Raw genomic sequence first — 16,416 nt, forward strand, 5'->3', positions numbered from 1 at the left:
TCCTTTCCAGCTAATTTGTCTTCGTCCCTCTTAAGCCCTATAAAATTTAATGCCTTCACCATCTCCATCATCTTTGCTATAACAACCCTTCCGGCAACAGTAAGGTTAGCACAGCTGACCTACGGCTGGCAAAGAAATTGAAACTAGGCGAGGAACCGCTCGACATCGCCGTCTCGGACTACATCATCGTCACCAGCGAGACTTACTACTCTATGGCAGACGAAGGGTTTTTATAGCCCTTTTGTTGCTCATTGTCCAAAGTTCAAAAAGGGTAGCATACCCCAACGTTACTTTATATTAAGCAAAACTACTACTCTTGCTGATGCTTCAGCAACTTTCGTCCCTTCTCTGTTATTACATAACGCTGTAAAGGGCTGCTAGGCCGATCCTTAATAGTGCGATCTAATAAACCCTCGGCTAATAAAGGGTCAATATACCGTCGTGCGTTGTCAGTATGATTTGCCAAGCCTAATACGCCCTCTAGAATGTCTTTCCGTTTAGCTGGCTTCAGTGCATATTTAAGGACCTTCATATGCTCTGGCTCCAGCCTCTTCGCAAGTTCCTCTTCAGCCTGGTCGTTAACCTGGTCGTTAGCTTGGTCACTCTCGACTAAGCTGGCCTCTAAAAATGCAGGGTGGCAGAAGATCTCCACCTCAAAGAAGGTTCGGTCATCATCTGTTCTAAAAATAGGAGCGGGGGACCCGTTGCTTTCCAATACCCTCTTGATCGTAGGAATACCAGTGGCCCTGCCTTCCGTCAGGTCCAACTCCTTCAGGAAATCGCCCAGCCGGCGGTTCCGGTAGCGTCGGGGCCTGATCCGCCCACTCCTAAGATCCTCCTGGCGGATAGAGCGGTCCGGCCCTCCATAGTTGAGAATCACGATGGATTCAGGTGTCACCCGGATCTCTACCTGTTCCCGAACCAGATAGTCGCGGTGATACAGGGCATTGGCAACGGCCTCCTCCAAGGCCGCATAAGGGTAGTTCCATAAGCGAACTGCCTCCGCCTTGCCCTGCTGCTTGATTACCTTCTCCCTTAGAAAGTTGGTCTGAAGCAGATCCAGCGCTTTGCGAATCATGGCGGGCACGGGACCGGTTATTCTGGGAAATTCTGTAAACTCCGGATGCCCCTCCCCCTCCGGGAAATACACCACGTCAACCCAGGTGGCGGGAAAGAATCTTTCGGGATGCTCGTTGAACATCATCAAGGCCACATTGCGCGGGAAGCGGTGCTCTGCGGGGCCCTCCACGAGCAGCATTTGCTCGAGCACCTCCGTCTTGGTGTGCTGCTCCATCCACTCCATCAGCCTGCTCCCCACCCTTCGCAGGTGGTCCTGCACCAGCACCATAGACACGTCCTCCAGGCTCGCCTGCGTGTTGGGGCGGTCATCAAAGGGAACCTGGTTAGCCAAGCTGATCAGCTCCTGCTGGGTCTCCTGGTCTGCCTTGACAGAGTTGGCATAGCGGCGGACGTAGTAAAAGTACCTTTTCTGGCTGGCCGTTATCTGCTCGGGCACCTCGTAGGGCCGGTTAGAGCCGCCGGGAACCCAGATAACCAACAGTTGGCGCCCGTCCACCTCTTCGATGAAGACCTTGGGGATGTAGATCGGTCTTATAAGGTTGTTGAAGCCAATCATCTTCCGCTGTATCTCCGCAAGCTCCGCCGCTGAAAGTCCCTTGACTGGGCGCTTCGGCACGCCCTCCTCCTCCACTATCCCCACGATAATGTAGCCGCCGCCCGTGTTCTCAAAATCGTTGGCAAAGGCGCAGATAGAGCGGTAGATGGCGTCCGGGTTCCACCCTTCCTTGAACTCTATCCGGTCAGACTCCACAGAGCGCTGATGCAGGAGGTCTTCTATGTTGATGTGTAGAGGCATAGGGTAAAAGTAACACAGTAAGCCGGAATCAGCAACAGGCAGGAAGAAGAATAGGCCTTCACCATAACGTGGCCGCATGAAGCAGTATAGCTTGACCACACCATATCGGCCAGCCAAATCTACTGGTCCTGTCAGTGGCCCAAGGAATATCGGACTCCTATTCCAAGGAGGCAACACCTTGCGCCTTTAATTCAAAGTGGCTATATTAGCTTTCATAAGCAGTGGGGCTAGCCTTTTGCTTTCTTAATACCTATAGGGTGAACTTCGACTGTTCGCCTGATAGGCCAAGCCTCCCGAGAATCAGTTGGTAAAACAGGGACAGTCGTAGAACAGACTAAACGATGCGGAGACTGACCATCTGAAAAGCTTAGGCCATGAAGCACTTGAAGAAGTTCCTGACCCGCCTGCAGACCTTTGAGCTCAACCCTATTCAAAGGAGAGTGGTTACAGGTCCTTACGGCCACCAGGAAGTGCGCAGCTACGACCTCCGGCACGAGACGCACTACGACGAGGCCGCCGTCTTCAAAAGCGAGCTCAGGCTCCTCTCCCAGCTGGCCGCGCTCGATCTTCTTCCCCTCCACCGCCCGCAACTGCAGCTGGTCTTGGGGCAGATGACCGAGTTAGAGGACCACTTCAGGGCCTTTTGGGTCAGCTTCCACAACCACGCCCCGGACTATGGGCAGGCTGAGCTGCCGGCTACCTCCACCAGCTCAGCCTGCCCGAACTGTTTGTCATGCGCAACCTGCAACCCATCGAGGTCGGCATAGAGATCCAGGAGGAGCTAATAGATGACCTGGCCGAGTCGGTCAAGCTGCGGGAGAAAAGGAGCTGGAAGCGAATGCCCTTCCCCCCTGCCTAGCCCGTTACGGGTTTCCCCCGCTTTGTGGACGGGGTGACGGAGAGGCTCTTTGGGATCCTCAAGGGCTACTTTACCCCGGAGGACCAGCAGCAGCTACTGGCCCTGTTGCAGGAGAACCGATCCCCCGCCTCCCCACTGCTCTTCCACGGCAACGGCAACCAGCTGGCCAACGCCTTCAAGCAGCTCTACGAGGCCAACCTGATCATGGGCTGCCTCAAATCGGACCTAGAGGCGTGGATCTCCCGTCACTTTGCCTATGTCTACCGCAAGCAGCAGAGGACCCTCCCCCCGAACTACCTGGCCGCCATCATTCTCCTCCAACGCCAAGCCCTGTCAGTCCCCCATCCTGGACGTACGCAGGCAGCCCGACGGAACCTATGCCGTCTTCCCGGCGCTGCGCACGCAGAAAAACTACAGCTAACTATTAGGAAACAGGCAGGCTGCAGGACGGCCATCTTGCAGCCTTGCTAACTCATGCCCTACCATTGCAGCACAAACCAAACAGAATGCTGCCATGGAACATCTCACCTTCGACCAACTCCCCCGCGCCGTCAGCCAGCTGCACGAGCAGATGGGCCGCATCGAGCGGCTGCTACTCGAGCACCGCCCCCAGCAGAAAGCAGAAGAGGCCATCCTCAACATCCACCTCTCCGTGGCCACGCTCTACACCAAGGTCAGCTGCCGGGAGCTGCCCTTCAGCAAGCGGGGCAAGCGCCTCTACTTTCACCGAGGTGAGCTGGAGGAGTGGGTCCGCCAGGGCCGCAGGAAGACTGTTTCCGAGATCCGCGAGGAGGCGGTCGAGCTTGTTGCAGGCAGGAAAAGAAAGTAGTGCCTACCAGGAAAAAGAATGCCTGCCACGAGGAAAAAGCACTTCCCACCCCGATCATTTCCACTCTTGCCTCTGAAGGGAAAAACGATGAACATTCAGCAGATCAACAGTGAAATTGCCATCACCGATTACCTGGCCAGCCAAGGCATCCAGCCTGCCTACAAGCGGGGCTGTGACTGGTGGTACATCTCCCCGGTGCGGATGGCCGAGCGCACGCCTTCATTCAAGGTCAACACGCGCCTGAACTGCTGGTACGACCACGGCAGCGGGGAGGGCGGCAAGGTCTTCGACCTGGCCATGCGCCTGCACCGCTCCGCCTCCATTCGAGAGGTCATCCAGCTCCTGACGGAGCACTCCCTCTCTTCAGCGGCAACATCTACCCTAACCATCAAGCCAGCTGGGACGCCGGACAACCGGCAAAGCGCAGCGATCACACTGGAATCACCGCCCGGTATCCAGGTACTGGCGGCAAAGCCGCTGGAGGAGAACAGCCCACTGGCAAGCTACCTGCTTCAGCGCGGCATCCCCTTCGACACAGCAAGTCCCTATTGCCGACAGGTAAGCTTTGCCATCGGCACCAGGCGCTATGAGGCAAACGGGTTTGAAAACCGCTCGGGTGGCTATGAACTGCGTAACGCCTGGTTCAAGGGATCCTCCTCCCCCCAAAGACATCACCTTCGTGGACAACGGTTCGGGCACCGTCAGCCTTGTGGAGGGATTCACGGACTTCCTCTCCCTCCTCGAGCTTCGACCCCACCTCAAAACCAATGCCAGCTTCCTTGTCCTCAATTCTCTTGCACTGGTTAACAGAAGCTTGGAGCTGCTCGGCCGGCACCGACGGGTACTCCTCTACCTGGATCAGGATGCAGCTGGCAGGAAGGTGACCGAGCGGCTGCTCCAATCAAATCTCAACTGCAGGGACCACTCCTCCCTTTACAAATACTACAAGGACTTGAACGAGCTGCTGGTGGCCAGGCAAGGGAAGGCTAAACAGCTTCGACTAGGACCTGTCCACGGGAAGCGGGCTACCGGAAAGCAACTTTAAGAGCGGGGAGCAAGTTTGTGTTTTTGTCATACAAAAACCTCTGCCGGCCCTGCGCTCCCGGTAGTCGCAGCAGGGATTTCTTCTCACAACGAGAAGCAACAAGAGCATGGAATCAGAGACAGCACAGCGGCAGCAAAGCCATGAGAGAAAAAAGGGCGGCCGCCCCGCCAAGCGGGTGAAGCGGAGCCACACCCTCGTCATGCGGGTGACCGACACAGAGCGGCTCCTAATTGCAGACAAGGCGAGAGAGGCTGGCCTGAGCCTCTCGGCCTGGTTTCGGGTGGCGGCCAAGAAGGCCGGATCGTGGCGCGCCTTCGTCCAGAGGAGGCGGCCTCGCTGCGTATGCTCTCGGGGCTGGCCAACAACCTCAACCAGCTAGCCCGGCTGACCCACAGGAGGGGGTGCTGTCCCTGCAGGGCAGGTGCCGCCTAGGCGATCATTTTCTCTAGCTCCGGCCGTTCCTTACTCTTGCCCGATTTCTTTCCTTTGAATATGTGCCCGTACCTGTTGTGGGTGAGCGCGTAAAGCTGCAGGTCTAATTCGTGGTCATGGATTAGCCCCTCACCAAGAAAAGGGCCAACGTGCTGTCCCACCTTTCTGTTTAGCCTGAAACGGCAGCCGACGGGGATGAAGTTTGCCTCGTCCTGAAAAAAGTTGATAGTTTACATTATTAACCCCGTCTCCAGGTCAAAAATGAGTTGACCTCTTTACCATTAGAAACAATAGGCGTTGCCGTGCTGAGGTGTAACAAATCGCCCTCTATTTTCACCACCCGTGGCTGCGTTTGCCCCGTCCAGTTGGGGAACAATGAAACGAACATGGAGTGCGTCAGCGACTGCTTTTCCTCATCTACATGGAAGGGACCTGAGTAGGCAATGTAAGTGGAGGCTTCCTGCTTGTATTCTTCGTCCGTGCCATCGAACCAGTCTCCCGAAGCGAAGCTCCTTCTGTCGGGATGCATCAGTTGGGCAGACATATACCCATCCGGCGTATACATGATAATGCCCATCGGCTTTTCACTCATGGGGTAGAACGGGTCAGAGCTATCCACAGGCTTTTCGATATACGAGACCAGCATCCAAGCGCCGATCAACCGCTCTCTTAATGTGTTTGCCATACGTTTGACCTTAAAATCAGAAGATAGTGATAAACATCAGGAAGCTGCTTTAGCGTCGCCATCAATCGGCAGGATTTGCCCTGATATCATTTTAGCACTGTCGGAGGCTAAAAACAGGGCCAGTGCAGCAATGTCTTTGGGGTCTATAAATCCTTTCAAAGACTGTATCGCCATGGCCTTGTCTTTTTCCTCTTCGAAGCTGGTGCCGTTGGCATCTGCTCTTCCCTGCAACACTCTCTCAATCCGGGAGCCGGCCACCGCTCCTGGTAAAATGGCATTAGCGCGAATGCCATACCTGCCTAATTCAATGGAGAGAGTTTTGGTGAAACCTACAATACCCCACTTGGCGGTGGAATAAGGGCTCCGGTTTTCATAGCCAAACCTGCCGGCCAGCGAGGACATGTTGATGATGACGCCGGCAGAAGACTTTTTCAGAAAAGGAATGGCCGACCGGGTCACATAGAAGGTTCCATTGATATCCACCTGCATTACTTTCTCCCATTCGTCGGGGTCGATTTCTTCCACCGGCGACGTAGGACCAGAAATGCCGGCGTTATTGACAAGTACATCCAAACCGCCCAAAGCTTGCGCTCCGAAAGCCACCATCGCTTCCACGTCGCTTCGCTTAGAAACATCGCATACTTTGGTAACTACGCCAGGCACGTTGTGCTCGAGCTCCATTAGGGCAGCTTCATCGATATCGCAAACAAATACATTTGCGCCGCTTGCTGCAAATGCTTTTACGATTTCGAGGCCTATACCTGCGGCGCCTGCAGTTACGATTACTTTTTGGCTCATGATTCAGGGTTTGAGGTAAATAAAATCCTCCTGTCACATCATAATAGGGGAGCCTTGCTTTCTATTCATACGCTTCACTGTTTCAGTGCTGCCTGCTTGTTCGTGTGCGTTTTATATCCACAAAAAGTTCATTTCAAACTCCAGCGATTAACGTGTGTTTAGAAAGGCAGATCAATGACAAGGGCGAATTTCCTTCCTTTTGCAAGGCCCTGGAGCTTTCTCTGGATAACCCAATCTTCCAGGTTGGTAGTTGGATCTATTGAACACCTTACATTAACGCACTTAACCAATAAACGTGTTTAATAAATAATCAATCGCAAGTAAACAATAATTTCACGTAGGCGACTATGAAAATCCAGGCAGCTGTATTAAACGACGTAGATGAGTTATTAACAATCGAAGAAGTAGGATAAGCGGAACCCGGTGCTGACGAAGTTCTGGTTAAGGTCATAGTGACAGGGGTGTGGCATATTGATGCGAAATCCATCAATGGCAGAGGAGCACCTTTTCCGGCTATAAGTGGTCACGAAGGAGCCGGCATTGTGTCCAGTACGTCATTTTTTTATCGTTCTATCCTATCTTCTGGATCTCTATCTAAAACATTAGCTGCTTGTACTAGTATAGGAAACTAGAAAAACAGTATAACAGTCAAACTATGAAAGCCAACCAATCAGGTAAGTACCGTTGGCTGGCATTTACCCGGTTAAACAAATGAATCAGGTATGATTTACAAAGACGAATTGCAAAATAAAGCGATGAAGCTGCCGGTAGCAGAGGCCAATTACTTGTCATTGGAGCTGAACGCAAACCGCTCAGTAGTCCATTATAAGTTCCTCAGGCCTGTTAGTCAGGAGGAGAGCCAGCACGGGCTTGAATTTTTCACTGACTGTATCTTAGGCTTAAAAAAAGAGTTAAAGAATACAAAATCACATCTAAATCTGGATTAAGAATGTAGCTGCTACTCTCCCCATGAAGGCTCCTTATATTAAAGAGGTTGTTTATCAAGTTGCGTTTCAACTTCTAGCAGGATTCTGATGACAGTAGCTTGTTCTATGATACAGAATACTATTACACCTCCTGTATTACCACAGCCAAACCCTTCAACTTCTAATGTAATAGACCTGAGGGTATCTTTAGTTATCTCATTAATCCCTCAATTAATGATACAATCACACCAGTGGCAAATCCAAATCAGCCATAATACTGTGCCGCTATTACCTTCTACTGATACCAAGTAGATCATTCCTTGGTGCACCAAACGTGCATCATATTGTTCCCAAACAAGGGACTAACCCGGGACCAACATGCCAGGTTAGTAACTGATTAGTATCTGACAGGGGTGAGATGCCTTTCTCAAAGCAGGATCGTTAGCGAGGTAGGGTCAAAATAATCTTCCCCCTCATCCAGTATATCAATGTATTTGAGAGACTATTACACTTGCTCTCACTGTTGATCAGGGGGCTGGTTCAAGCCCAGGAGGGAGATCGATAATGGGCCACTTACGAGTAAAATCGCTAGATGGCTTTTTTATTTGCATCTAAACTGCTCTTCTAGTTTTCAAAAGTATGTTACGTTTGCTGCAGGTGATGCTTTTGCAGGTACGCGTTAGGGGCATGCTCCAGGGCCCCTTCCGGAAGCCACTGCCACCACTCTCCCAAATCTTTTTGAATGATGTTTTTATAAAAGGGAGGCAGTAACTTTGACTCCCCTTCAAAGTACTTCCTGAATGCCACGTCTTCCACCAGGTTTTTGCGCACCTGCCGGTAAAACCGCAGGCGTCCGTACCCCTCAGAAGAAACAGCCCGCATCAGGTTCATCCACTTGGCCGAGGAGCTAGGTGTGGCCATAAAGCGCCTGTAAATAGCCTTTCTGGAGAAGGTGTAGGCCGTCAGGTCGATCACCCTGTCATAGAACTCCACCCACCCGTAGTTGCGGGGCCTTACGTTCATGGCTAGGTGGTTGTTGAGAAAGTGAAAGGGCAGCACCCTGCCCGCCCGCTGGTACTCCAGGTTAAGCGGGGCCGCCTGCCCAAAGGCGCTCAGCAGGGAGTAACCGGGAAAGGCCGCCGGGGACAGGTCCACGAAGCGCTTGGTCAGCTCGAAGGGCTCGGCGCCCTGGTCGCTGTCCAGCCCCAGCACAAAGTTAGTCTGCACGTAGGGCACGTAGCGGAACATCATGTTCACGTGCTCGGAGATGCGGGCCACCTTCTCCTCCTCCACCCTGCGCGAGGTTCTGGACTTGTTCCCCAGCTCGTACCAGGACTCGATGCCGGGCAGCAGGGCATCAAAGCCGTTGCGCTGCATTACCCGCAGGTGTTCCTCGGTCAGGATGGACAGGCTGCTCTCGGCAAAGAAACGGAAGCTCCCCGGGGGGCCGCGGAGGCGATGGCCTCCATGTTGGCCTCAAAGCGCACGCCGAAGTTAGGGTCGTGCCAGCCGACGGTGGGCTTGCGGAACTTTGTCAGCAGAAAACGCAGGTCCTCCCTTACCACGTCAAAGTTCATGGGCTGGTAGTCCACCGTGGCGTCTATGCAGAAGGAACAGGTATAGGGGCAGCCGACGCTCCCGATCATAGGCACTACCTGAAGAAAGGGTGCCTTCTTTATAGTAGGCTCAATAAACTTCCACCGCTCCTTTACCCCTGGCAGGTGCGCGGGCTGCCGAAAGGTATCTGCCCTCGGGCCGCTGCGGACTGCAGTCCTGGAGTACGTCCACGATGGTGGATTTATGGGTGAAGCCCAGCACGTAATCAAAGTACTTCACCGCATCATCCGGATAGCAACGCGCGTGGGGGCCACCCAACACCGTCACCGCGCCCAGGCTGCGAAAGTATTGGCTAAGGGCGTAGGCCAGTAAAGCCGCCTGGGTAAAGGAGCAGATAAAGACCACGTCAACCCCTTTGGGCAGCTCCTTCCGCAGATCCTCACGACCGGTGTAACATACCAGCACCACCTCATGGCCTTCCTGCTCACACCAAGTAGGCACCACCTGCGGCATAATGCTCGCCAGGTTCGCATGCATGACCCTGGCCCACAGGGTATCGGCAGGACCTTTGCTCACCAGGTCAACCACACCCCAATTCTTTATCTTGCCATATATCAGGACATAGGTTGCAGGCCAAGCGCATACGCACTTTTAGCTAGCATTTGTACTTTACTTATGCTTAGTTTTTAATTACTTGATTAAGCGTAAAATGGTTTTCAAGGATGCTATAGGTGGCTGCTGCTCCCCTTGGAAGGCAGTGCCGCCGTATTAGAGCAGACGGTCTACCCAACGCCAAGCCGCTCCTAATAGAGATAGTTCCTGTGCCCTGCCTTTGCCAGGCGGGCTCCTTCCTTTATTCCTTCATCTGTGATGGTATAGGTACAGGGGATGACCCCATCCAGAGTCTGAATGTGGCCGCTTTGGACCAGCTCATCTACCAAAAGTTGCAGGTGGTTGCCGCCCGGGGATGCGCCGAGGTTACCCACTTTGGCGAAATCGTCAATGGTGAGAGTTTCATGCTTGATCAATGCGTTCAAGACAATGGTCCGGTTTAGTGTAGCCATGGTGGTTGTGCTTAAATGGTGAATAAATTCTTTTCAGCTGATGCGCAAATAGAGTAAGTTTGTGTTGAGGGCAGGTCCGATGTTGAGCGGCGTAGCCTTCCGCTTAGACCAGTTTCACATCCACTTGTCTAAGGTAAACCTATAGGAGCGGGCTACCGGCACTTTGAATTACATGCGGCCGGTTCTGTAGCAGCATATCATCCGACTACCAACGCCTCATTTTACACAAGCTCACGCTCAAAGTATACAAGTTCTTTTTCTTGAGGACGCTCCAGGTTAGTGCAGTAGTAGATGCGCTTCACGTATCGCCTTACCTTCAGCTTCAGACCGGGGTTTACTTTGGTGTACACGATAGATCCCTCTGGATATTTATTTTCCATGGTGGGGTAAATTAGGGGTTAGTTGTTGTTAGATTTTCTGGCTGCTTTTGCTGCCTTCTTTGCCTGCATGTCAGCATCCGTTCGGGTACGCTGGGCTTTTGCCTCCATTCTGGCGGCGCGTTTAGCATGCTTGGCCGCATAGGCCGCTTCTTTGTTTAGTCTTTTTGCTTCTTTGGCATTCGCTTCTGCCACCCGGGCATCAGCTTTAGTATTTTTCTTTAGCTCTTTAGCATCTGATAAGCGATGTTCATCAGCAATGGCTTTCTCCTTTGCTGCTTCCTGATCCTGTTTTTGCTTTTCCTTGGTAGGTGTATTCTGTGAAAAGGATTGTGTTGTTACGAGCATTAGGAATCCTGTAATCAACGAAATTAAAATGGTCTTATAAGTCATATTTGTCAGGAAAAGGTATATTCTATTATCCTACTTAGTTGTACGGGTAGATGAGCAGGTCAACTGGAATTAATTGACAATAAGGCACTTATATTCATTAAAGGTGTTCCAGGCGTTCTCTTGGCACATTTACAGGGCTTAGTTTATTCTTTTCATGGGTGAGAAGGGGCGCATAGCCCATTGGAAATAAATTAAAGCTGCTAATACTCAAACTATTACGGTTGGTGCGCTTGTTATACATTCATACCCCCTATCCGGCCTGATGGCCAGAACCGACCAGCCGATTGGCTGCCCCGCTTTTATTCGTCCCGCTGCTAAAACCTTAACTATGAAAAATGACCTTGTCAATTACCGGGACTATGCAGCCTGCCTTACCCAGCTACTGGGGCGAACGCCCAGCCCAACCGAACTGATTGGCTTTGAGGATAACCAGCACTTGCTGCAGATAAACAGGCGCTCAACTGAAAACGACGCCTACCGGATTACTTTCCTGAACGATACCCCTGTGACGCTATTGGCTGACGGTATGATTTTGGGTAGCGCCATTCAGCTGCACAGCCAGGAAGGAGGGCACAGGTTCTACACTGTCATGTTTGAGGAACAGGGCACCGTGGAAGAACATTACCTGATGCTGGACGCCTCTGTGGAGTCGGCTGTGGTAGGTGGGGTCAGAACCGCGTTGGTGCAGCACGTGCGGCTGATCACCATCGAAGACCTGGTGCTGAGGTACAACCCCGTGATGTATAACCTTACTTAACCTAAATGAGATGACACAGGACCAATTTTACCATTGCCTGAACAGGATTCTGGAGCTCAGAGAGAAGATCAAACAGACGTATGATGTTCGCAGGAAAGCTCAGGCAGCAGAATCTGCCGAGGCTGAAGAGCAGGTGGATTTCGATTCGCTCAGGCGCTTTGCCGATAACAAGGAAAAAGCAGACAAGAACACTGCCAATTCACAGGCACTGCTAAAAGAGCTCGCCGCCCAGGAAGCAAAAATAAGGGTATTCGTGCCAGCACAACTCTACGGCACCCGAATTGAGGCAACCCTCCCGGGTCAGGCCCCACTGTACGTGCTGGTGGAAACTGACCAGATAGTCATTGAAAAAGGCCTTTAGGGGCTATGGCTCAACCAAGTTTGTTGATAAAATTTGAAAGCTGGCTGGTGTACCCTCCTTTGGTGAGGCAGAGCATTTCCTCAGTATCGTCGTTCCTTACCCATGTGAGCATATTGTCTTGCCTCCCGTTTTGGTGCGTGTACTCTTCCCAGTATTCGTGAGCAGCCGCTAAAGCCTTGCGCTCCAGTTCTTGTAGTTTGTCCTCTCTCATGTTCTAAAGGTTTGCTGCGTGATATAAGCTACTTTGTGCAGTTCAGTATACGTAGCCTGCATAGAAGTAGTGTGTAGACCATCGGCTATTTTAGCAGGGCACCCAACTTACAGTAGCGCACGCCTGTCTGTCTTCCCAGACAAGAGCTAATATGGCAAAGCACTAGTAAGAGCGACATGATCTTGTGTCACGGAATACTACAGCAATCAAAACACCCCGAGCTGTCACTGTCCGTAAAATAAAACAGTAAACAGACATTCCTTTTGGCCTTTCAGTGTTTTCAATACATGCTATGCCAGATTCAGCTAAAACCGGGTGGGGCCACAAAGCCCTGAAGACTGCAGGCATTGTGCTAATCAGTCTCGCTGGTTTTTTACTGGTGGTGCTGGTCTTGCTATACCTCTTGGCCGAACCCCTGGTGGAGCGGTATCTTAAAAAGCAGGTTGCTGTGCACACCGAAGGGCTTTACCAGGTCAACTTTCACGACTTGCAGCTGCACCTGCGAACGCGCAGCATCACCCTACGGGGGCTGCATCTCTATCCGGATCCTGCCGTGCACCAACGGCAAAAGGAGAAGGGGCGGGCCAGCCGAATCCTTCTCGATGTCCAAAGTCCGGGGCTGACCGTTACCCGAATTAACCTGGTGGACCTGCTTTTTAAGAACCACTTAGGTATGCACACCGTCGTGGCGGAGCGCCCGGTGGTCACGCAGTTGCTGGACGAATCGGTGGAGAAAGAAGAGAGTCACAGCAGTAAGGGGAGCGGTTCCCTGAAAGCAATCAGCATCTGGCAGCTGAACGTACAGCAAGCCAGGTACCGTTACCTGGTACTGGGGCAACGCAAAAGGCCACGCCATGAAACTCCCCGGCTTTCGTTACAGGTGCAAGACCTGCGGTTAGACTTACAGAAACAGAAGGGTATTTTTGAAATGCTCAGTGCAAGCAGAGTGGAGCTAAATATCCGGGACTATGCCTTCTATGCTCCAGACAGCGTGTACGCCATGAACGTCGGGCAGCTTTCCTACTCCTCCACAAAGCAGACTCTGAAAGCAGAAGGGATAGCCGTACAGCCGGATTACTCAGTAAACGCGGCAATGCCTAAAGACCGGGCTCTGCACCTGCTCTACCAGTTCCGGATTCCTTTGCTATACCTGACAGGCGTGGATGCCGAAGCAGCCTGGCGAACAAAGCGCTTGCACCTTAGCAAGTTACTCATAGAGCGCCCCGTCCTTACTGTAATGGAGGACCTCTCCGTAGCTGACTCCTCGGATTCTCCTGCCCTAGCCGGTATATACGCTCAAATCTCCCCATACTTAAAGGAAATCAGCACAGAGGAGGTGCACCTTAGCGACGGCAGCTTCAGTTACCGCCAGAAGAACAGGATAGTGCATACGCTCCACCGCCTGGGCAGGGCAACTATAGACCTGCAGGCGCTGCAGCTCGACTCGGCCACCTTTTTTGCGCCGAAAGCAAACGCCTTCGCAGCAGAGATAAGTGCAGCCCTAAGAAACTATACATACACACCTTATAACAGTCCGTACCTCTTACAGGTTGGCAGCTTGCGGCTCTCTTCCCAAGACAAAACCCTGCAGGTAGATAACCTGCACCTGGCCGGAGACTGGGACAAGAACGATCGCCTGAAAGCCCGGAAAAAGGCATTGCGTATGTTTTACGACATCTCCCTGCCACGCCTGCACCTTCAGGGCCTGGACCTGCTGCAAGCTTTGCGCACATCCCGACTGGCAATCGATCGCATGACCGCTGAGAGACCCATCATTGATGTACGAAAGGACGAACAAGTGACTGGTACTGGGGAGAGAGATGATCATCAGGAGGTGAACCGGCAAATTTCAGGGTTGGTAAACAGGCTGGAAGTAGGAAAGATAGACATTGTAGATGCCTCGCTCACTAAGCACAGTAAAACCAGACGCATGCAGCGCCTGCAGGAATTGGAGCATGCCAACCTAACTGCCACGGGACTGCATGTTGATCTGCCTTATACCTTCCATCCGGATGAGAAACTCCCGTTGGAGGATGTCGTTGTGACAGCCCAAAGTTATCGCTCTCAGCTGCCCGACAATACCTATACGTATGCCCTGACGGGCCTGCGCTACTCCACCCGCCAGTTGGAGTTTACCGCACGTACCGCAGAGGTTCTCTCCAGCAACAGTGCCAATGACCAGCACAAGCGTATTCATAACGCCAGTCGCACCCTTTTTGATTTGTCTGCCAATAAGTTGCGGGTAACAGGCGTGGACCTGGTAAAGGCGCTGTACACCAGGCGGCTGGAGATAGACCAAGTGATTCTTCGGCAGCCAAAGGTAGCCATTCTTGTGGACCGTAAGGTGACTGCCTTAGAGTTGGAGCGTCATGGGGTAAGAAAAGGGCTTTTCGAGCTCGTGGATATAATTTCTGCAAACGGCATTCAACTGGAAGACGGCTCCTTTGCATTCAACGAAAGGCTGGCTCCGGTGATGCGTACCCATTGGCTGGAGCACGTCAACGTTACCGTCTCAGGCTTTGTACTTACTCCCGCTGTTTTTGCCAACCTGGCCGATGCGCTTCCGATGCGGGAGCTGAACCTGCAGGCCAAAAACTATACTTATAAAACCACCGACAGCCTGTATACCATCAGGCTCGACAGCCTGTATTATTCCAGCAGGACAAAAGAAGTCATCGCCCATACATTCAGTGTTAGTGCCGACAGGGGAGTGAATGAGCGCCTGAAAGTGAATAGCCCTGACCTGGCGAGCCACAACCTGATCGATATTTCTGCCAAAAGGTCCCGCATAACCGGTTTTAACCTGATCCAAGCCTATGCAACCGGACAGTACCGCATGGACAGCCTCCTGCTGACAGGCCCGAAAGTAAAAATTCTTCAGGATCATAACGTCATTCCGGTAAATGCCCGGACTGCGGCTGCCCAACTGACAGAACTGCAAACGGGTTTTAGGGTAGGGCGCGTGCAGGTTTCAGATGGCACACTTGACTTTAATATACTGGAAGATACCATCCGCATCAGCCAGACCCTGGAGCATGTAGCACTGGGGATTGACCAGTTACGGCTGGTATCATGGGAGGAGACAGAGGTGCTTGATATATTTGACGCAGACGACTTGGAGTTGCTGGTGCAAGGGTATTCCTACTATACTGCAGACAGCCTGTATGTTATTGAAGTAAATGATATACGGGCCTCCATGTTAGCCAGGAAACTGCTGGTAGACAGCCTTCGGGTGCGGCCGCTGTATAGTAAACAAGAATATGCAGCCCTGTTTACTTACGCCCGGGACCGCATCGATCTGGCAGTAGCTGAGATGGAAATGCAGGGCATCAGCCTGCGGGCGCTGTTCGACCGGCAGGATTTGATAGCAGCTAAAATGTTGGTCCGAAACCCAAATGTAGAAGTATACCGGGACAACCGTTTAGGGATTGACCCGGCACAAAAGCCTCCGACGCTGCAAAGAGCCCTACGCGGGGCCGGGATCTACATCCGGCTGGATACTATACTGGTTGAAAAGCAGAGCCTGGTGGAACACCCTGTCATCGCCATAAACGCTATCAGGCCGGGTGTACTTGTGCTGGAAGATATTCGTATGGAGCTATATAACGTCACGAACGATTCAGCGTTCATCCGGCTGAATAACATGCTGACAATAAACGCTTCGGCGCAGTTTATGGGCGTCAGCACGCTGCATGCCCGCTTTCAGTTTCAGATGGATCACCCGGAAGACCGCTACACTTGTGAGGGTACGTTGGATCCCATGGATTTTTCAGCCCTTAACCCTTTGGTAGAGAACATGCTGTTTATCCGGGCATCGAGCGGCCGGATAAACCAGGTTTCCTTTCTGGTAGAGGCCACGGATCGCCTGGCTACCGGTCAGGTGAGTTTTCCTTACAACAACCTGAAAATACAACTCCTGAACAAGCAGCACCCGGAAAACCCTGATTTTCTGCTAAAGGCAGAGAGTCTGCTGATTAATACATTTATTATCAAGTCCAACAACCCGTCCACTCTTGGCAAATTCAGGGAAGGCACGTTTCAGGTTAAGCGTGATCCCCAGCGTTCCGTTTCCTACCACCTGAGCCAGTCCATGCGCAGCGGGATCACCCACAGCCTGATGACGAATCTGGTGTACCGGATAGTCTCGGGGTTTACAAATCTGTAACCAGATATTCTTATTTTATTGCTTCCTCAAGCCTGTAGCGAACTTTACCTGCACAGGCAATATTCGCTTTGTCAGTTTCGG

18 protein-coding genes and 2 pseudogenes are annotated in these 16,416 nt (G+C 52.2%); 11 read left to right on the top strand and 9 right to left on the bottom strand.

The annotated features are described in order from the left end of the window. Nucleotides 1–83 precede the first annotated feature (83 nt). A pseudogene (locus GXP69_RS17175) lies at nucleotides 84–236 on the top strand (JAB domain-containing protein); the annotation flags it as partial. Nucleotides 237–310: 74 nt separating this feature from the next. On the opposite strand, the gene GXP69_RS17180 reads toward GXP69_RS17175, so the two are convergent. Further along, nucleotides 311–1,876 (bottom strand): RNA-binding domain-containing protein, encoded by a 1,566-nt coding sequence (locus GXP69_RS17180; RefSeq protein WP_163916588.1) that lies wholly within the window; start codon nucleotides 1,874–1,876, stop codon nucleotides 311–313. A gap of 374 nt (nucleotides 1,877–2,250) precedes the next feature. Between GXP69_RS17180 and GXP69_RS17185 the strand changes: the two genes are divergently transcribed. The 5 genes from GXP69_RS17185 (at nucleotide 2,251) to GXP69_RS19385 (ending at nucleotide 4,988) form a co-directional block, all read left to right on the top strand. Then, nucleotides 2,251–2,643 (top strand): hypothetical protein, encoded by a 393-nt coding sequence (locus GXP69_RS17185; protein WP_163916594.1) that lies wholly within the window; start codon nucleotides 2,251–2,253, stop codon nucleotides 2,641–2,643. 606 nt (nucleotides 2,644–3,249) lie between these two features. Then, the gene (locus tag GXP69_RS17190; RefSeq protein WP_163916596.1) at nucleotides 3,250–3,564 is read left to right on the top strand and encodes a helix-turn-helix domain-containing protein; all 315 of its coding nucleotides are present in this window, start codon (nucleotides 3,250–3,252) and stop codon (nucleotides 3,562–3,564) included. A gap of 87 nt (nucleotides 3,565–3,651) precedes the next feature. Continuing rightward, a complete protein-coding gene (locus tag GXP69_RS17195; RefSeq protein WP_163916598.1) occupies nucleotides 3,652–4,371 on the top strand; it encodes a CHC2 zinc finger domain-containing protein in 720 nt (239 codons plus the stop codon). Next, nucleotides 4,274–4,609 carry a toprim domain-containing protein gene (locus GXP69_RS19380; protein ID WP_163916599.1) on the top strand — a complete coding sequence of 112 codons (336 nt, stop codon included), beginning with the start codon at nucleotides 4,274–4,276 and terminating at the stop codon, nucleotides 4,607–4,609. The genes GXP69_RS17195 and GXP69_RS19380 overlap by 98 nt, the downstream gene beginning before the upstream one ends. A gap of 106 nt (nucleotides 4,610–4,715) precedes the next feature. Continuing rightward, nucleotides 4,716–4,988: a plasmid mobilization protein gene (locus tag GXP69_RS19385; RefSeq protein ID WP_394367365.1), complete on the top strand. Its 273-nt coding sequence runs from the start codon at nucleotides 4,716–4,718 to the stop codon at nucleotides 4,986–4,988. A gap of 291 nt (nucleotides 4,989–5,279) precedes the next feature. Here the strand turns inward: GXP69_RS19385 and GXP69_RS17205 are convergent, their stop codons facing one another. Continuing rightward, the gene (locus tag GXP69_RS17205; protein WP_163916601.1) at nucleotides 5,280–5,726 is read right to left on the bottom strand and encodes a lipocalin-like domain-containing protein; all 447 of its coding nucleotides are present in this window, start codon (nucleotides 5,724–5,726) and stop codon (nucleotides 5,280–5,282) included. A gap of 36 nt (nucleotides 5,727–5,762) precedes the next feature. Beyond that, nucleotides 5,763–6,524 (bottom strand): SDR family oxidoreductase, encoded by a 762-nt coding sequence (locus GXP69_RS17210; protein WP_163916603.1) that lies wholly within the window; start codon nucleotides 6,522–6,524, stop codon nucleotides 5,763–5,765. Between the two features lie 434 nt (nucleotides 6,525–6,958). Between GXP69_RS17210 and GXP69_RS19390 the strand changes: the two are divergent. Both GXP69_RS19390 and GXP69_RS17220 read left to right on the top strand, forming a co-directional pair. Beyond that, nucleotides 6,959–7,156 (top strand): annotated as a pseudogene (locus GXP69_RS19390) (alcohol dehydrogenase catalytic domain-containing protein); the annotation flags it as partial. 90 nt (nucleotides 7,157–7,246) lie between these two features. After that, complete coding sequence (locus tag GXP69_RS17220; protein WP_163916604.1) at nucleotides 7,247–7,471, top strand: hypothetical protein; 225 nt, start codon at nucleotides 7,247–7,249, stop codon at nucleotides 7,469–7,471. A 621-nt stretch (nucleotides 7,472–8,092) separates the two neighbouring features. Here the strand turns inward: GXP69_RS17220 and GXP69_RS18985 are convergent. The 5 genes from GXP69_RS18985 to GXP69_RS17235 form a co-directional block, all read right to left on the bottom strand. Next, the gene (locus tag GXP69_RS18985) at nucleotides 8,093–8,827 is read right to left on the bottom strand and encodes a hypothetical protein (RefSeq protein WP_204282075.1); all 735 of its coding nucleotides are present in this window, start codon (nucleotides 8,825–8,827) and stop codon (nucleotides 8,093–8,095) included. Nucleotides 8,828–9,136: 309 nt separating this feature from the next. After that, nucleotides 9,137–9,544, bottom strand: a complete 408-nt coding sequence (locus GXP69_RS18990) for a hypothetical protein (protein WP_204282076.1) — start codon at nucleotides 9,542–9,544, stop codon at nucleotides 9,137–9,139. A gap of 266 nt (nucleotides 9,545–9,810) precedes the next feature. Next, nucleotides 9,811–10,044 (bottom strand): hypothetical protein, encoded by a 234-nt coding sequence (locus tag GXP69_RS17230; protein WP_204282077.1) that lies wholly within the window; start codon nucleotides 10,042–10,044, stop codon nucleotides 9,811–9,813. Nucleotides 10,045–10,292: 248 nt separating this feature from the next. Then, the gene (locus GXP69_RS18995; protein ID WP_204282078.1) at nucleotides 10,293–10,451 is read right to left on the bottom strand and encodes a hypothetical protein; all 159 of its coding nucleotides are present in this window, start codon (nucleotides 10,449–10,451) and stop codon (nucleotides 10,293–10,295) included. An 18-nt stretch (nucleotides 10,452–10,469) separates the two neighbouring features. Further along, the gene (locus GXP69_RS17235) at nucleotides 10,470–10,841 is read right to left on the bottom strand and encodes a hypothetical protein (protein WP_163916607.1); all 372 of its coding nucleotides are present in this window, start codon (nucleotides 10,839–10,841) and stop codon (nucleotides 10,470–10,472) included. 328 nt (nucleotides 10,842–11,169) lie between these two features. Here GXP69_RS17235 and GXP69_RS17240 point away from each other — a divergent pair, with 328 nt between their 5' ends. Further along, nucleotides 11,170–11,598 carry a hypothetical protein gene (locus GXP69_RS17240; RefSeq protein ID WP_204282079.1) on the top strand — a complete coding sequence of 143 codons (429 nt, stop codon included), beginning with the start codon at nucleotides 11,170–11,172 and terminating at the stop codon, nucleotides 11,596–11,598. A gap of 10 nt (nucleotides 11,599–11,608) precedes the next feature. Then, a complete protein-coding gene (locus GXP69_RS17245) occupies nucleotides 11,609–11,959 on the top strand; it encodes a hypothetical protein (protein WP_163916611.1) in 351 nt (116 codons plus the stop codon). A gap of 10 nt (nucleotides 11,960–11,969) precedes the next feature. Here GXP69_RS17245 and GXP69_RS17250 read toward each other — a convergent pair whose 3' ends face one another. Further along, on the bottom strand, nucleotides 11,970–12,170 hold the full coding sequence (locus GXP69_RS17250) for a hypothetical protein (RefSeq protein WP_163916613.1): 201 nt from the start codon (nucleotides 12,168–12,170) through the stop codon (nucleotides 11,970–11,972). A gap of 292 nt (nucleotides 12,171–12,462) precedes the next feature. On the opposite strand from GXP69_RS17250, the gene GXP69_RS17255 reads away from it, so the two are divergent. After that, on the top strand, nucleotides 12,463–16,335 hold the full coding sequence (locus GXP69_RS17255; RefSeq protein WP_163916615.1) for a hypothetical protein: 3,873 nt from the start codon (nucleotides 12,463–12,465) through the stop codon (nucleotides 16,333–16,335). Nucleotides 16,336–16,416: the final 81 nt, after the last annotated feature.

Origin of the sequence: Pontibacter burrus (genome assembly GCF_010686685.1) — a bacterium.
GTDB lineage: Bacteria > Bacteroidota > Bacteroidia > Cytophagales > Hymenobacteraceae > Pontibacter > Pontibacter burrus.

What these genes read in the sequence shown, in the direction of transcription:
- GXP69_RS17210 (WP_163916603.1), bottom strand. Translation starts at nt 6,524, where the DNA reads ATGAGCCAAAAAGTAATCGTAACTGCAGGCGCCGCAGGTATAGGCCTC.
- GXP69_RS17185 (WP_163916594.1), top strand. Translation starts at nt 2,251, where the DNA reads ATGAAGCACTTGAAGAAGTTCCTGACCCGCCTGCAGACCTTTGAGCTC.
- GXP69_RS17190 (WP_163916596.1), top strand. Translation starts at nt 3,250, where the DNA reads ATGGAACATCTCACCTTCGACCAACTCCCCCGCGCCGTCAGCCAGCTG.
- GXP69_RS17220 (WP_163916604.1), top strand. Translation starts at nt 7,247, where the DNA reads ATGATTTACAAAGACGAATTGCAAAATAAAGCGATGAAGCTGCCGGTA.
- GXP69_RS17240 (WP_204282079.1), top strand. Translation starts at nt 11,170, where the DNA reads ATGAAAAATGACCTTGTCAATTACCGGGACTATGCAGCCTGCCTTACC.
- GXP69_RS18995 (WP_204282078.1), bottom strand. Translation starts at nt 10,451, where the DNA reads ATGGAAAATAAATATCCAGAGGGATCTATCGTGTACACCAAAGTAAAC.
- GXP69_RS17180 (WP_163916588.1), bottom strand. Translation starts at nt 1,876, where the DNA reads ATGCCTCTACACATCAACATAGAAGACCTCCTGCATCAGCGCTCTGTG.
- GXP69_RS17205 (WP_163916601.1), bottom strand. Translation starts at nt 5,726, where the DNA reads ATGGCAAACACATTAAGAGAGCGGTTGATCGGCGCTTGGATGCTGGTC.
- GXP69_RS18990 (WP_204282076.1), bottom strand. Translation starts at nt 9,544, where the DNA reads ATGCATGCGAACCTGGCGAGCATTATGCCGCAGGTGGTGCCTACTTGG.
- GXP69_RS17195 (WP_163916598.1), top strand. Translation starts at nt 3,652, where the DNA reads ATGAACATTCAGCAGATCAACAGTGAAATTGCCATCACCGATTACCTG.
- GXP69_RS18985 (WP_204282075.1), bottom strand. Translation starts at nt 8,827, where the DNA reads ATGCAGCGCAACGGCTTTGATGCCCTGCTGCCCGGCATCGAGTCCTGG.
- GXP69_RS19385 (WP_394367365.1), top strand. Translation starts at nt 4,716, where the DNA reads ATGGAATCAGAGACAGCACAGCGGCAGCAAAGCCATGAGAGAAAAAAG.
- GXP69_RS17250 (WP_163916613.1), bottom strand. Translation starts at nt 12,170, where the DNA reads ATGAGAGAGGACAAACTACAAGAACTGGAGCGCAAGGCTTTAGCGGCT.
- GXP69_RS17245 (WP_163916611.1), top strand. Translation starts at nt 11,609, where the DNA reads ATGACACAGGACCAATTTTACCATTGCCTGAACAGGATTCTGGAGCTC.
- GXP69_RS17235 (WP_163916607.1), bottom strand. Translation starts at nt 10,841, where the DNA reads ATGACTTATAAGACCATTTTAATTTCGTTGATTACAGGATTCCTAATG.
- GXP69_RS17255 (WP_163916615.1), top strand. Translation starts at nt 12,463, where the DNA reads ATGCCAGATTCAGCTAAAACCGGGTGGGGCCACAAAGCCCTGAAGACT.